Origin of the sequence: Streptomyces sp. NPDC093089 (genome assembly GCF_044754405.1) — a bacterium.
In the GTDB taxonomy this organism is placed as follows: domain Bacteria; phylum Actinomycetota; class Actinomycetes; order Streptomycetales; family Streptomycetaceae; genus Streptomyces.
In genome coordinates, this window is sequence record NZ_JBIVPA010000006.1 from 51,181 (window position 1) to 65,499 (window position 14,319).

General features: G+C 70.7%; 16 protein-coding genes and 1 pseudogene. 5 read left to right on the top strand and 12 right to left on the bottom strand.

What is annotated here, in order from left to right:
• Positions 1–59 precede the first annotated feature (59 nt).
• The 6 genes from ACIQFX_RS15475 to ACIQFX_RS15500 form a co-directional block, all read right to left on the bottom strand.
• Complete coding sequence (locus ACIQFX_RS15475) at positions 60–218, bottom strand: hypothetical protein (protein ID WP_402462998.1); 159 nt, start codon at positions 216–218, stop codon at positions 60–62.
• Positions 215–1,126, bottom strand: a complete 912-nt coding sequence (locus ACIQFX_RS15480) for a universal stress protein (RefSeq protein ID WP_402463000.1) — start codon at positions 1,124–1,126, stop codon at positions 215–217. Before ACIQFX_RS15480 ends, ACIQFX_RS15475 begins: the two co-directional genes overlap by 4 nt.
• 471 nt (positions 1,127–1,597) lie before the next feature.
• A complete protein-coding gene (locus ACIQFX_RS15485; RefSeq protein WP_402463003.1) occupies positions 1,598–2,293 on the bottom strand; it encodes a helix-turn-helix domain-containing protein in 696 nt (231 codons plus the stop codon).
• On the bottom strand, positions 2,293–3,192 hold the full coding sequence (locus tag ACIQFX_RS15490) for a universal stress protein (protein ID WP_402463005.1): 900 nt from the start codon (positions 3,190–3,192) through the stop codon (positions 2,293–2,295). Before ACIQFX_RS15490 ends, ACIQFX_RS15485 begins: the two co-directional genes overlap by 1 nt.
• Positions 3,193–3,752: 560 nt before the next feature.
• Positions 3,753–4,025 (bottom strand): hypothetical protein, encoded by a 273-nt coding sequence (locus ACIQFX_RS15495; protein ID WP_402463008.1) that lies wholly within the window; start codon positions 4,023–4,025, stop codon positions 3,753–3,755.
• Between the two features lie 302 nt (positions 4,026–4,327).
• Positions 4,328–4,618 (bottom strand): DUF1540 domain-containing protein, encoded by a 291-nt coding sequence (locus tag ACIQFX_RS15500; protein WP_402463011.1) that lies wholly within the window; start codon positions 4,616–4,618, stop codon positions 4,328–4,330.
• Between the two features lie 271 nt (positions 4,619–4,889).
• On the opposite strand from ACIQFX_RS15500, the gene ACIQFX_RS15505 reads away from it, so the two are divergent.
• The 3 genes from ACIQFX_RS15505 (at position 4,890) to ACIQFX_RS15515 (ending at position 6,788) form a co-directional block, all read left to right on the top strand.
• The gene (locus ACIQFX_RS15505) at positions 4,890–5,033 is read left to right on the top strand and encodes a hypothetical protein (RefSeq protein ID WP_402463014.1); all 144 of its coding nucleotides are present in this window, start codon (positions 4,890–4,892) and stop codon (positions 5,031–5,033) included.
• 287 nt (positions 5,034–5,320) lie between these two features.
• The gene (locus tag ACIQFX_RS15510; protein ID WP_402463017.1) at positions 5,321–6,265 is read left to right on the top strand and encodes a 1-phosphofructokinase family hexose kinase; all 945 of its coding nucleotides are present in this window, start codon (positions 5,321–5,323) and stop codon (positions 6,263–6,265) included.
• A 274-nt stretch (positions 6,266–6,539) separates the two neighbouring features.
• Positions 6,540–6,788: a winged helix-turn-helix domain-containing protein gene (locus tag ACIQFX_RS15515; protein WP_402463020.1), complete on the top strand. Its 249-nt coding sequence runs from the start codon at positions 6,540–6,542 to the stop codon at positions 6,786–6,788.
• Positions 6,789–6,794: 6 nt separating this feature from the next.
• Here the strand turns inward: ACIQFX_RS15515 and ACIQFX_RS15520 are convergent, their stop codons facing one another.
• Both ACIQFX_RS15520 and ACIQFX_RS15525 read right to left on the bottom strand, forming a co-directional pair.
• Complete coding sequence (locus ACIQFX_RS15520) at positions 6,795–7,649, bottom strand: DMT family transporter (protein ID WP_402463023.1); 855 nt, start codon at positions 7,647–7,649, stop codon at positions 6,795–6,797.
• 24 nt (positions 7,650–7,673) lie between these two features.
• Positions 7,674–8,549 (bottom strand): universal stress protein, encoded by an 876-nt coding sequence (locus ACIQFX_RS15525; RefSeq protein WP_402463026.1) that lies wholly within the window; start codon positions 8,547–8,549, stop codon positions 7,674–7,676.
• A 299-nt stretch (positions 8,550–8,848) separates the two neighbouring features.
• Here ACIQFX_RS15525 and ACIQFX_RS15530 point away from each other — a divergent pair, with 299 nt between their 5' ends.
• Both ACIQFX_RS15530 and ACIQFX_RS15535 read left to right on the top strand, forming a co-directional pair.
• Positions 8,849–9,715, top strand: coding sequence for a hypothetical protein (locus tag ACIQFX_RS15530; protein ID WP_402463028.1), 867 nt, complete (start codon positions 8,849–8,851; stop codon positions 9,713–9,715).
• 192 nt (positions 9,716–9,907) lie between these two features.
• Positions 9,908–11,053, top strand: coding sequence for a CapA family protein (locus ACIQFX_RS15535; RefSeq protein ID WP_402463031.1), 1,146 nt, complete (start codon positions 9,908–9,910; stop codon positions 11,051–11,053).
• Between the two features lie 286 nt (positions 11,054–11,339).
• Here ACIQFX_RS15535 and ACIQFX_RS15540 read toward each other — a convergent pair whose 3' ends face one another.
• The 4 genes and pseudogenes from ACIQFX_RS15540 to ACIQFX_RS15555 form a co-directional block, all read right to left on the bottom strand.
• Positions 11,340–11,585 carry a tyrosine-type recombinase/integrase gene (locus ACIQFX_RS15540; protein ID WP_402463034.1) on the bottom strand — a complete coding sequence of 82 codons (246 nt, stop codon included), beginning with the start codon at positions 11,583–11,585 and terminating at the stop codon, positions 11,340–11,342.
• A gap of 323 nt (positions 11,586–11,908) precedes the next feature.
• Positions 11,909–12,568 (bottom strand): nucleotidyl transferase AbiEii/AbiGii toxin family protein, encoded by a 660-nt coding sequence (locus ACIQFX_RS15545; RefSeq protein WP_402463037.1) that lies wholly within the window; start codon positions 12,566–12,568, stop codon positions 11,909–11,911.
• The gene (locus ACIQFX_RS15550; protein ID WP_402463039.1) at positions 12,565–12,927 is read right to left on the bottom strand and encodes a hypothetical protein; all 363 of its coding nucleotides are present in this window, start codon (positions 12,925–12,927) and stop codon (positions 12,565–12,567) included. The genes ACIQFX_RS15545 and ACIQFX_RS15550 overlap by 4 nt, the downstream gene beginning before the upstream one ends.
• A gap of 530 nt (positions 12,928–13,457) precedes the next feature.
• Positions 13,458–14,277: pseudogene (locus ACIQFX_RS15555) on the bottom strand (IS5 family transposase).
• Between the last annotated feature and the right edge of the window lie 42 nt (positions 14,278–14,319).

Here is a 14,319-nt window from a genome sequence, read left to right on the forward strand (position 1 = left end):
CTCGCGCACCAGGTCCTCGGCGTCGGCGAGTGCCGACTCGGCCCGGAGTCGGCGTGCGCTCAGGTGACCGCCCACGTCGTAACGCAGCCGGTCGTGGACCGGGGAACGGCGACGGCGAGGCGCAGCGGCAGTCCGCGGCGTACGGCTTCGTCGGCGGCCCAGACGAGCGCGGGGACCGACGGATCGCGCCGATCGACTCCATGCACGATCTCGTTCACTGCTCCTCCCGGCGTTCCCAGGACGTGAAGCCGGACGGAACGATCTGCACGGGGCAGTGGGCGTGGTGCAGAACGACGTGTGTGACCCGTCCGAGGGCCGGTGCCACGCCCAGGGCACGGTGCTCGCTGCCCATGACGAGGAGATCCGTGTGGGCGCTGGCGTCGACCAGGATGCCCGGGGTGCTGGTGCCCGTCTCCACGTGGTGGCTGACGGACAGGTCCGGGGAGGAGTGCCGGACCTGATCCGCGATCTCCCTCACTTCCCGGACTCGCGTCTGAGCGATCTCGTCCAGGTCGTCGAGCATGGTCGCGACGCTGCCGACATGGGTGAACACGTTCCACACGCTCAAAAGCCTCAGCGAGGCCTTGCGTACCTCGGCCTCGGCCGCCGCGACGCGCAGCCAGTTGAGGTCGGACGCACCGTGCACGGCGGCGGTCACCACACCTGTCTCCGGCCGGTCGCCGTGGTCGCGCACGACGATCACCGGAACGGTGGCTCGGGCGGCGACACCCAGTCCGACCGATCCGAGCATCAGCGCGGCGAACCCGCCGAGGCCCCGGTTTCCCACCACGATCGTGCCCCGGCGGCCGGCGGTGGAGGCGAGTCCGGCCACCGGCTCCAGTTTGCTGAGTTCCTTGACCACGGCCAGATCGGGGTGACCTTTCTGGACTGCGGCGGCCGTCTCGTCGAGCAGGTCGCGACCCGCCGCCCGTATCGCTTGAAGGGTCTCCGCGCGGACGAACAGGGCGCGCCTGTCGGTGTCGGCGGCGTGCACGAGGCACAGGGACTGGCCGCGCCGCGCCGCCTCCTCGGCGGCCCACAGGGCGGCTGTCCGAGCGGACGGGGAGCCGTCGACCCCCACGACGACGGTGCCGAGCTCCGGGTGGGCGGGAAAGTCACTGCTCATCGCTCCTCCTCGGCAGTACGTCCCGGGACCGGGGGATACGCCCGCCCCCAGGTGCGGCACCTTCCACGCCGGCACCACTCCGGCATGCCCGCGAAGGGGACCTTCGGTTCCTTCGAGCCCTGTCAGCCCCCTGATCGCGGACCGGCCTGCGGGACGCAGAACCCCGGACGCGTCAGTACCCCCGCAGGGAGGCCCGCCATGGCACCCCAGGGCGGCGTCGGTCTTGACGGCTGGCTCACCGGAAAGCATCGCCGCGGCGGTCGGGGCCGCACGGGGCGCGGTCCTGCGCGAGCTTCCGCTCCGCCTCGTCCGCGTAGACGAATGGCCGAGCGCGCCCCCTCTCGCGTTCGTACGCGAACCGGCGGGCGTACCGAACGGTTGCTGCGGGGCACGGCGGACGCCTCCAGGCATCGTGGCCTCCCCACCCCGGCGTCTCGCCCCGCCTCGCCCGGCGCCGCCTCGCCGGGCCGTCTACGCCGGGCCGTCCGAACGACCCTCGACTCCGGGAGCGCCCTCCACGACAATGCGTCGGCCGGTGACACGACGCGGCGCCAGGGCCATGACCACGTCCCGCCCCTCCCCCGCCCACGGGCCGGTGTACATCGCATTCTGCAGCCGTCGGGTGGCGAACGCTTCGGTGACGCGGCGGACCCGGCCCACGACGAGCACGCTCCAGCCCTGGCTGAAGGCCTCGTCCACGTGGTCGGCCTCGAAGGCGATCTCCTTCCCGTCCGTACGGACCACCGCCGCGCCCGGCGCCGTCATGAAGACGACCTCCCCGTGATCGATCTGGTAGTTGACGGGGAAGGCCGCAGGTCCGTCCTCGGTGGTGAAGACGATCCGCCCGACGCCGTGGGTGCCGAGCAGGCGCCGGCACTCCGGCTCGTCCAGCTCGGCGAGCCGCGCATCGCGTCCTGCTCGGCCGGCGCCGTCCGGTAGTTCGGCCGTATACCCGGTCAGGTCCTGGACGGTGCACTCCAGGGCGTTGGCGAGGCGGGTCATGAAGGCGATGCCAGGCGTGGCCAACCGCTCCTCCACGTACTGGATGTAGCTCGGTGCCGAACCGGCGCGTTCGGCCACCTCTTCCCTGGTCAGGCCGAGAGCCTCACGCCGGGCGGCGACCCGGCGGCCGATGTCGCCGCGAGCGTGCGGGGTGGCGCCGGCCATCACCGTTCACCCCTGGTCGAAGCGCCGTGGCCCTGCGGGACGACGGCGACCGGGCAGGCGGCGTGGTGGAGGGCCCGATGGGCGACCCGGCCCAGCTCCATGCCGACGTGGCCCTCGCGGCGCCGTGCTCCGACGACCAGCAGGTCCGCCGCCACCGACCGCTCGACGAGCGTCTTGTGCGCCGGGCCCTCGACCGTGGTGCGTCGCAGCCGCACCTCCGGACAGGCCCGGACAGCGGCCTCCACGGCCTTGTCGAGGAGCACGGTCGCCTGCTGCTCCTCGTAGTGCGAGGCACTCCCGGTGAGCAAGGGATGATCGACCGGTTCGTGGGCCGGGCGCCGCCAGGCGTGGACGACGTCGAGTTCGACCTGCCGGAAAGCGGCCTCACGGAAGGCGAAGCGGACGGCCGGCGAGTCCACGTCGTGCTCGCCGATACCGAGCAGGACTCTCCGGTGGCGCGCTTCCAGGGCATGCCGATCGCCGCGCACGACGATGACAGGACCGTGGGAGCGGGCCGCCACGATGAGTCCGACGGAGCCGAGCAGGAGATCGGCGAGCTCACTGCGGCCCCGGGATCCGACGACGACCGCCGCGGCCGAGCGTCCTTCTTTCACCAGAGCGCTCGCCGCGTCTTCGACGAGGACGTCCGTCGTGACCTTCAGGCCCGGGGCGCGACGCCGGGCACGTTCGGCCGCAGTGGCGGCGATGTTCTCGGCGAGCACCTGGCCGGAAGGGCGATTCAGGCTCCAGGCCGGCACAGAGCCCTCGTACCACTCCCACCGCGAGGCGTTCACGATACGCAACGGGACTCCCAGACGGACGGCTTCGTCCGCAGCCCAGTCGGTCGCCGTGAGGCTGGCGTCGGAACCGTCGACTCCGACCACGAGGGGCGTCTCCATGGCCCCCACCGCCTTTCGGGATGTGGGATGCCTTGCTGCCACGCTCACACGGGAGGGGGAGGCGTGGTAGGGCCGGTCGGTCCCGGCCGTGGTCCGCCCGGACGTCACTACGCGGGAACGACGGGAGGAGGGGCCCATCCGCTTCTCGCGGATCCTGATTGCGCGGTGCGCGGCTCGAAAGTCCGCTCCTCCGCGTCTTTCCAGGAGGACCTCTCCTCACCTTCAGGAAAGCACGCGCCGAGTGCTCCGGCCAGGGCCGTCCGGGCCCCGACGGCCCCCTCTCGGCCCTTGCCGTACGGGAAACGGCGGCGGCACCATCGGATCGTCGGGACCCAGAGGGCGCAGCAGCAACGGAGGGCCGCGGGCGGCGGGCACCTCAAGCGGCCGATGGTCGACGAGGACTGGCCTTTCGAGCGACGCCGTTCCGCCCGCACTGCGCCGGCCGCGGAGGGAGTGTCGCGTCCCGTGCGGGCGGAACAGCCGCACACGGAGATCGCTGACACGCATGCAGAGCCTGCTCGACGGCTCCGGGAAATCGGCCCGCCGCCATCCTCCCCGGATCATCGCCTTGCGCAGATCGCTGACACGGCATTCTCTCGCTCCTCCTGCTTGCGGTCGACGGGATAGGGCGCCCGGACCGTGCCGCACGTGCACTCGACGACGGGAGCCCCGCTCGCGTCGGGCCCCAGCGAGTCGATCCGGCCGGCGTGGACCGGTCCCGTGCTGTACTCGGACGCCGGGAACCGGACCCCCGGCAGCGCCTCCGTGTTCGCCTCGACGAGGCGCTGCACGTCAGTCTCCGCCTTGGCCAGCCGCGGCGTGACCTCGGTCATGCCGCCATTCGTGTTGTAGTGCCTCAGCTCCGAACACCACCCTTCCGCGCACCCGGTGTGGGGAGGCGTCGGCCACGGAGGCAGAGACCTCGCTTCCAGGACGCCGCAGGTCCGGCCCGGACGAACACGGGAAGGTGCACTTCAGGCAAGCTGACCAGAGAGGGACATTTCCAGATCACAGGGCATGCGCGGGATCGAGTCACCGGCATGGCGTCAGGGAGGACACCGCCCGAGGAGAACGCCGGAAAGCTCGGGAGCCGTGCACGCGGGTACGGCGTCGTCCATGCGCCCACGACCGCCGCTCAGGCGGGTGCGTAGGTCAGGCAGTCGACATCGGTCTGCTGGTAGCCGACGGTGATACCCGGGGCACGGCATTCGAGGTCGGCGTTGTGCCGGCAGTCGGACATCTTGCAGGCACCGACACGGCCGGTGGCGGTCGGGTCTCCGCCCTTGGACGGTGCGGTGAAGAAGGTGTCGCAGTGTGCGTGCCCGGGCCCGGGGTCTCCCACGGTGATGGCCAGGGCGTGGCAGGCGTGATCCCGGTTGTAGGCGCAGTCCTCGACCGCGCACTCGTTCACGACAGGCATGTCCATGAAGGTGTCCTCCTGGTTCGCGTCTCGTCCCGCTGGTCGGCGGTGAGCTGTAGGTGAGCGGCTTCGACGCTGCTCCCCCACCCGTGTCGAGCGTGACCGCACATGGCGTCGGCGGACAGCGGGCTTCCACCGGTCGGCGCAATCCGCTGCCGGACGCCGGGGCCCCGCGGTCATGGGGAAGACGTCACAGGAAACACGACCCCCAGTTCGGACATCTGTGCGCCGTCAAGCCGAGGGCCATTCGCTCGGCCGGGCCGCAGGGTAGGGGTGTATGGCCCACGCGCTGCTCTGGTTCCCCATCAACGACCGCATCAATCTGACCGCCTACCGCTGGCTCGGCCACCACCCCCGCACCAGCCCGGCGACAGCCCGGTCGAACGTCCGAACGCGACCCGTCCGGACGACAGCCCGCTAAGGTCCGCCTTCCCAGCGCCGGGGTCGGGGCTCTCAGTACCGGATACGGGGCGGTGCGGGCCGGTATGCGGGTGACTTCGCGCTGCCCCAGCATGGGAAGCGAGTTGTCTCCCTGTCCGCGGAGGTGGGCACGATGACGCAAGGCCATGTCCAGCAGACGGCACGCCGAACCCGGATGGGCGCGACCGCCCGGGCACAGCGATGAGCGCCCCCGCAACACCGACCCCCACCCCAGCCAGGAAGACCGACGATGCAAGGGGCTCGCGAAGTACGGCCGCCGGGCCGTCAGTGCTCACCCTCACGATCAACCCCACCGTCGATCTCGCCTGGGAGGTCGGGCACCTGACGGGCATCGGCAAGAACCGTGCCCGGGTCCGGTCGGTGGCCGCCGGAGGCGGAGGGATCAACGTCGCCCGTGGTGTCGTACGGCTCGGAGGACGGGCCACCGCCGTCCATACCTCCGGAGGCGAGGTCGGCCAGCGCCTGAACCGTCTGCTGGACGAAGAAGGCGTCGACCACGTCGCCGTCGACATCGACGACGAGACCCGCGAAGCACTCGTACTGTTCGACACCGCATCGCGCCACAGCTACCACATCGTGCCGCCCGGCCCACGACTGCGCGAGCACGAGGGACTGCGGTGCCTCGACGCCCTGGAGCAGGCCGCCGGCGATTGCCCGTACGTCGTGGCCAGCGGCAGCCTGCCCGGCGGCTTGCCCGCCGACTTCTACGCGGTCGTCGCCCGCCGCATCAGGCAAGTCGGCGCCCGGCTGATTCTGGACACCTCCGGGCCGGCCCTCAGCGAAGCACTCGCGGAAGGCGTCTTCCTCCTCAGGTGCAACCGGACAGAGGCCGCGAGCCTGACAGGCCGGGACATCCTCAGCCTCGACGACGCCCGAGCCGTCAACGAGCGCCTGCTCACCACAGGAGCCGCCGAAGTCGCCGTCACCACGGTGGGAGCGCTGGGCGCGGTGTGCTCGACCGGCCACGGTCATACCGAGCTGCACGCGCCACCGCTGCCCGGCGATCCGTTGAGCGATGCCGGGGCGGGCGACGGCATGGTGGCCGCCATCGCCACACGGCTGACCGCCGGCGACGATCCCGTCAGCGCCAGCGCGCTGGGGGTGGCCGTGGCCGCCGCAGCGATGCTCACCCCCAGCACCGAGCCCTTCGACCCGGAAGTGGCCCGATCACTCCGCCCAGAGGTGAAGACCAAGTTCCAGACCCGTGCATGAGAACTCGCCGCGTGCCATGAGTGCCGTACCGGCCCGCGGTCGTCCCCGGTGCCCCGCACGCCTTCCCGTAAATGGGCGTACCAGCTGGCCACCACCTTCGTCAGCACCCTGACCAGCCTCGCACCAGGGTGACGGGCAGTACCGGCAGCAACGTCTCCGGCGCGATGGGCAGGCGGCGCGCGGGGACGAGCGAGGACGGAGGCCAGGAGTGGACGCGGGGCCTGCCTCTGCGGCTTGGGTCGCCCCCAGGCTGGATGATGTCCAGGTCGAGCGGGTGCGGACCGCCCTGGAGCAGGGTGCCCAGGCACATGGCTTCGAGGCCGATCTGTGGACACTGGAACGGGTCGGTGCGGTCGTCACGCGGGAGACGGGGGTGATGCTGTCGAAGGCCTCGGTGTGGCGGTTGCTGGCTGACCGGCCGACTCGGATGGAGTCTGCAGCGGCCCGAGCGGCGGGCGGTCGAGCGGGAGCCGCCCCGGAGCGAACGCCCATGGGGACGAACAGTGACGACATCGACGACTGAGGCGCGTCAGTCCGTCGCCAGCGGCGATCGTCCCAGGAGCACGATCCCGATCACCGCCGCCGCTGCCCCCGCCATCTGCACCGCCAGGGCCCACACCGTGACGGCGAGCTGCTCGTCGAAGACAGCCACGCCGATGGCCACGGCGCAGATCGGCTCCAGGGTGTCGATGATCGGCAGGCTGATGGCCAAGGAACCCGCCTGGAAGGCACTTTGCGAGAGCACCAGAGCCGTCACTCCGACGGCCATCAGCGCATACAGTTCCCAGTGGAAAAGCGCCCCGAAGCCGTCTGTCCGCACCAGGTCGGCCGTGCTCCTGGTCAGAGCGTCGAGAAGAGCCAGCATCGCGGCCGCGCAGACGGCGTACGAGGCCGTCCGCACCGGACCCGGCCGGCTCGCTCCCACGGCGGCCAGCAGTACGACCACGCCGACGACAGCCACGAGCACCAGCGCCCAGTCGCGTACGGCCGCGGCCGAGGTTCCCGAGGGGGCGTGCGGGAGCGCCACGAGGAACACCGCCACGCCTCCCGCCGTGCAGACGATTCCGGTCACCTCGGAACGGCTCAGTCGTTCCCCGCGCCGCAGAGCCAGCAACGGCAGGGCGAAGACGAGATCGGTCGCCGCAAGCGGCAGCACCAGGACCAACGGCCCGAAGGCCAGAGCCAGAGCCAGGAAAGCGAACGAGGAGATGGACAGTACCGTCCCCACCAGCCACATCGGCCGACGCACCAGGTCGAACAGAAGCCGCAGACGCAGGGCCTTCTGCGGGGGTGCTCGTCGTGCCGCCTCGTGCTGGAGCACCGACCCGACCCCGAAGCACAGGGCTGCCATCAGGGCGCTCGGCACCGCCACCAGGGTGTTCACGGGCCCGGCATCCTGGCCGCCTGATCACTCATGAGCGATGACCGCAACCGGTACGGCGCAGTGGTGGATCACCGCATGAGCGACGGACCCGACGTGCGCGCCCAGGGCCCCCCCGCGCACACGCCGACCCACAACCACGAGTTCCGCGTTCTCCGCCGCCTGCAACAACAGTTGCGCGGGGCCGCCCACGCACGATCGCTCCACGAGGTCCACGGAGGGGAACTTCAGCCGCCAGGGCCGCAGATCCGCCGCAAGGCGACGCGCGATGTCGGGCCCCATCTCCCGCTCCGCCGCCACAAGGGCCGAGGCATCGCGGACCACGGGCGGAATCGACCATCCATACAGCGCGACCAGGCGGGCGCCCCGGCCGGCGGCCTCGTGGAATCCGAAGTCGAGCAGCGGGTCGAAGAACTGATCGATGTCCACCCCCACGACCACGTCCCGCGAGGAACCGGCCACGGCGGACCGCACGGGAACGGTGAACCGTTCCGGCACCCGTACGAGCACGACGGGACGCGGAGTGGCGATGATCGCCGCCATGCCGACCGAGCCGAGGAGAAAGCCTCTGAGACCGCTCAGGCCGCGTGAACCGAGCACCAAGAGGTCTGCCTCCGCACCCGCACCGGCCAGGGCTGTCGCGGGCGGTCCGGCAAGCTGCCGCGTATCGATCTCAAGAGCGGGATGCTGCCGTCGCACGCACTCCGCGGTCTCGGCCAGCAGCTCGTCGGCCCGGCGGCACCGCGCATCGGGGCCGACGCCCGGCGACGCCGCTCCCGCCCACTCGTCCGCGTGCACGATGAGCAGCGGCGCGCCGCGGATTTCCGATTCGTGTGCAGCCCATTCCGCGGCTGCGATGCTCTCGGGCGACCCGTCCACACCGACGGTCACCGGGAGGGACATGCGGTGCCCTCCCCTCGGAGAGACAGCGGGCCGTAACCAGTGTCTCAGACCATTCCAGGCCGGCGCTCGCCGCGCGTGTCGGAGGAAGTGGGACTCGAGCGTGCCACGGTGACGGATGTCGAGCGCGGCGCGGTGGAACGAACCGCCGAGGGGCGCGTGGCGCAGCAGGGTCGAGGACCGTCGGAACGCGGTGGACTCGTCCTCCCGTATCGGCCTGCCGCTGGCGACGGTGCCGGCGGCGGCCCTGCCGCCACGCCTCCTCCGGAGTCTGCGCCTCGGCAGGCCGGAACGGGGACAGCGTGAGCGGCACCGGACCCGCCGTCGGCGCCGTACCGTCCGTCGTGCAGCCGCAGTCCGGACCGGACGCGGCCTTTGGCGCCGGGCCGGAAAGCACCGTGTGGACCCCGGCGAGGCGAGCGAAGAAAGGCCGCAGCTCCGCGGCCCGACCGTCCGTGTCCCGGATCCGGTCCGCGATCAGCGGCAGCATCCGCGCCCGCACCGAGGCACACACACCCTCCTCACGTACGTCGAGCAACTCGCGGATCTCCTCCAGAGCCAGGCCCGGCAGCTTCGCGGAAGAGCGGATCTCCTCCAGAGCCAGGCCCGGCAGCTTCGCGGAAGAGGTGGATGCCAGCCGGTTCACCGCCTCCTCGCGGCCGGGTTTTTCCCTCCGCGCCGTCTGCCGGGATGCCGACGAGAAGATCCTCGCCGACACACCGCTCCCCGACGGCAACCTGCAGCGGGTCGGCACCCTGCCGGAAGGTGTCGACCAGGCCGCTCTGCACAGCGTCGAGATCGCCGGTACCTTCACCACGCGCGAGAGCGGTGCACACCGGTTTGGCGCGGGCGGGGTCGGCGAGCTCACCCTCACCATCGCGGGCCGGACCCTCTTCGAAGGAACGAGGGCGGCCGCGACGACCTCTTCCACGGCCCGGACTGTCAGCCCGGCCGCACCGACCGCAGCCTTTTCTCGGGCGACTTCGCATGCCGCTTGGGAACGCTCAGCCATGACCCACCGTGTCCACTGCGCGAAAGCTGCGCCAGAACCATCGCCCGTGAAGAGAGCCATGCAGCCGACCGGCGAGAGCCAGCTGCTGCAGCAGCTGACGAAGCGGCTTGGTGGAGCCCGTCCTGGGGGGCGAGATCACCGACCACCTCGGCCATGACAAGCAAGATCCGGCGGGGAAGGACGGCGGCACCACCCCGCGCCACATCAGCCACCTCCTGCTCACGACCCCGGAAACCTACGTCCGAAGGAAACGACCCTGTGGGAGAGATCGCCGCGGCCTGTCCGGGGATGACCACACTCGCCGATCGGTTCCCGTGACATCCCGGTGGCAGGGTTCTAGCCTGGACGGATGCAGGGTGATCTGATCACGCTGTGCCTCGCCGGCGACGTGATGCTCGGGCGGGGTGTCGACCAGATACTTCCGCACCCCGGTGATCCCGCGCTGGCGGAGACGTACGTTCGTGACGCCCGGTCCTACGTCGAGCTGGCGGAGGCCGCGAACGGCCCGATTCCCCGCCCGGTCGACTTTTCCTGGCCCTGGGGCGACACACTGCGGATCCTCGACCGGGCCGCGCCCGACGCCGTGGTGATCAACCTGGAGACCAGCATCACGCGGAGCAACGACTTCGCACCGGGCAAGGCGGTCCACTACCGCATGCATCCCGCCAACCTGCCCTGCCTGACCCCCGCCCGTCCCGACGTGTGCGTCCTGGCGAACAACCACGTCCTCGACTTCGGCCGCCGCGGGCTCGCGGAGACCCTCGACGCACTGGCGGGCGCCGGATTCGCCTCAGCGGGGGCAGGACGCGACGCGGAGGGGGCCCACCGGCCGGCGAGCGTCCCCGTCGAGGGCGGTCGGCGGATCCTGGTCCACTCCTTCGGCATGCCGTCCAGCGGAATCCCGCCGAGCTGGGCCGCCACGGCCGACCGAAGCGGGATCGACTACGTGCCCGAGGCCTCGGACACCGCGGCGGCCGCGGTGGTCGCCCGGATCCGGCAGGTGCAACGACCGGGCGACATCGTCGTCGCCTCGATCCACTGGGGTTCCAACTGGGGCTACACCGTCCCCCGCGACCAGGTCCGCTTCGCGCACGCGCTCGTCGACGGCGGCGCGGACGTGGTCCACGGGCATTCCTCGCACCATCCCCGGCCGCTGGAGCTGTACCGGGGCAGACTCATCGCCTACGGCTGCGGCGACCTGGTCAACGACTACGAGGGCATCACCGGATACGAGAACTACCGGGACGACCTGCGGCTGCTCTACTTCCCCTCGCTCGAGCCCGACACCGGCAGGCTCCGCGAACTGCGCATCGCGCCCCTCCAGAGCCGGCGAATGCGGCTTCGAAGGGCGTCGGTGGAAGACTGCCAGTGGCTTCAGAAGATCCTGGGCCGGCTCGGCCGCGGTTTCGGCTCGCGTGTCGCGTACGACCCGGACGGCACCCTCACCCTCGACGTCGACGGTCCGCCCGCCCACAAGGGCGCCCGGCCGGCATAAGTCCGCGAGGGAGAGCGGCGTACGGCTCACCGCCCGGCCCAGCGCAGCTGCCGCCCGGCCGAACCCGGAGCAGGCGGTGTCGATGCGGTAGCGCAGGCAGTCGTGGCGTTTGTGGGGTTTCGAGTTCCGGGGTGCAACCCCTCGCCCTGCCGGACCAAGATCCGGACCATACGCGGACCAGCCGCCTGCAGCTTGGCCGAATCGTGGCCGTTTCCGCTGTTCAGCGGCCATACGAGGCGTGTACCACCAGCACACGAAGAACCTGCTGTTACCTCAAAGCCGAGAATCAGGCTGCTTCCCAGAGGCCGGCGTCCAGGATCCGGGCGACCTTGATGATCATGCCCGGCATCAGGTGCCGGTAGGTGCGGTACGTCTCCTCGATGGACTTGTGCCCCATCCACTCCACCACGTCGGTGATGGGGGTGTCGTTGCCGAGGGCGTTGGAGGCGAAGTAGTGCCGGAAGCCGTACATCCCCACGCCCTGCTCCGGCGGGAGGTCCACGAAGAGCTTCCTCGCCCTGCGCCGTTCCATGCCTTCGATGAAGCAGCCGCCCGGGCCACGCAGCAGGCAGCCGTCCTGCGTGGTGCCGCGCCTCGCCGTCGCACAGGCCGTGCCCGGCCAATCATGACGATCTCCAACGCCAGAGCCTCGTCATCGGCCGTCAGCGCCTTCGTCATAGAGGCAAGAGACGGGATACGGAACACGACCTCTTCGGCCATCAGCCGGTCGGCAGTCGACCGCTCCGCCGTGCAGGGCAGCCTCCCACCGTGGACGGCTCCGGGTTGAAACTTGCCGGCTACACCGCATCCTCTCGTTGCACCGACGGTGGAGCAGATGGACGCGACGACCGCCTCTCAGGCGTTCTCGTCATGGATCCGTGCACCCAGGTCCTCCGCCCACTCCAGCGCCCACGCCTTGAGTTCTTCGATCTGCCGGGGGGTGAGCCCGTAGGCGGTGTAGTCCTCGTCCTCGTACCAGTCCGCGCCGATCAGCCGGTCCCGGAGGTCTTCGAGGCTGAACTCATCGTGGGCGCGACGGCGACCCAGGGATTCGAGGTCGGCGGTGGAGCGGTGGCGGGAGGCAGCCTGGACGTCGATGAGGTCGCGGACGGTGCCGCGGTCGGCGAGGGCACGGACCTTGGTGCCGATCACGTCGTCGAGGGAAAGAACGGGGCCGTAGGGGGTCTGGGCAGGCGGAGCCCAGAACGCCTCCTTGAGGACGTCGACCTCGCACTCCTCGCCGGTGTCCGGATCGATGACGAGGAACCGGCCACTGAGCGGATCGGTCTGGACGTGCGTGGTCCGCCATCCGCGCGCGCTGAGGCCTGCTGTGAGTGAGGCGACGATCTCCTGCATCGGAGCGGGGTTCTCGGTGGCGACGTCGAGATCACGGCTGAAGCGTTCGACCAGGCCGTGGGCCTGCACGGCGTATCCGCCGGTGAGGACCAGAGGGTAGGGGGAGCCGAGGTCGAGAATGTCGGCGAGGAGACGCTCGTGGAGCGGAGTGAGCTTCACGCGGCGGTCGTGTCGGCCGGAGCGCTGCGGAGCAGCTCGGGGAAGGCGTCCTCCCAGACCTCGCGGATGTAGGGACTGATCAAGCGCCGCAGCACGGGCCACTGCTCGGCGAGCAGTCGGTGGTGCAGGAGGGTCACCAGGTCCTCGCGCAGTCCTTCGGCGAGGACGGTCCGGTAGAGCGTCATGCGGGACTTCGGACGGTCCAGGCTGTAGCTCGTCCGGCCGGACCAGACAATGTGGAGCGGCAGGTCCACGTCGTCCTCGACGGGGCCGGCCAGCTCCTGCAAGCGCTCGGGCAGTCGGCTGCGGTAGCGGTCCCGCAGCACCTCGGCGCGAGGGGCGGTGATCGTCGTGTCCATGCATCCAGTATCGCTGCCGGGAGGCGGCGGCATGGCGGATACGGGGGTCCCTGTCGTACGTACGGGTCGGGCGGCCGCCCGCCTTTCACTCGGACATCTGGCCCAGTGGGCGCTTGGCGCAACATCGCCTACCCGCGCCGGCCCCCAGGTGGCGCGGCAACCGGCGGCCCTGCAGACCCGGTACCAGCCCCGGTCGTGGGCGCGGGCGATCATGACGCAGCAGGTCACGCGGAGTGCCTCCGCGGTGGGACCGGCTGCGGCCTTGGCGGGAGCCAGAGACCTGTCGAGGTCACCCGTCATGGCGGCCACCTGGTCAGCATGCTGGGACGCTCCCGCGCCCGATGCTGACCGTTTGCTGACCCGAGCGAGGCCACCAAACCGCTGACCTGCAAAAAACCCAAACGCTAGATCTTGGACTTGAACATGGTGCGCATCATCGAGGCACTCCCGGAGCTAGGCTCCCGCCTGCGTTTTTGCAGGTCAAGGACAGTTTCCCTACCTTGAAGCTCGTAACACGATCATGAATCGTGTTACGAGCTCCAACAAAGGTGTTGGACGTGGCGGTGGGTGATGAGGCAGGTGGCGAGGCCGAGGAAGGCTTCGTGGATGTCGTCGCGTCGTTCCCAGCGGACGCACAGGCGCCGGAAGCCGTGGAGCCGGGCGATGGCCCGTTCGACGACCCACCGGTGAACGCCCAGGCCGGAGCCGTGCGGAACGCCCCGGCGGGCAATCAACGGCTTGACGCCCTGGGCCCGGACGAGGCGACGGTACCTGTCGTGGTCGTAGCCGCGGTCGGCCAGCAACATGTCGGGGCGTCGTCGCGGTCGGCCGACCAGGCCGGCGACGGACGGAATCTTCGCGAGCAAGGGCGGCAGCTGCGTGACGTCGTTGCGGTTTCCGCCGGTCAGCGACACGGCGAGCGGGATGCCCTGCCCGTCGACGAGGACGTGGCGCTTGCTGCCCGGACGTGCTCGGTCGACCGGGCCGGGCCCGCTTTGGGGCCCCGTCGAGCAGCCCTGACGTGACTGGAGTCGATCACCGCCCGGGACCAGTCCAGCCGTTTCGCCGACCGCGGCCTCGTCAGCAGGACGGGATGAAGCCGGTCCCACACCCCGGCCTCGTTCCACGCAGCCATCCGAAGCCGAGCTCCTGGGGCAGGCACTCCCACTGGATCCCGGTGTGGAGCACGAACAGGATTCCGCACAGAGCCTGCCGATCAGGCACCCGCGGCCGGCGCGTCACCAGCTTCGATGCCGGGACCGGCAGTAACGGCTCGACCAGCAGCCACAGTTCATCGGACACAATCCACGGCCGAGAATTCCCCTTCACCACGAACGAACCAACGAGCATCCAAGCCGACAGTCACACCATTCACGGCTTTTGCCAGGGCCT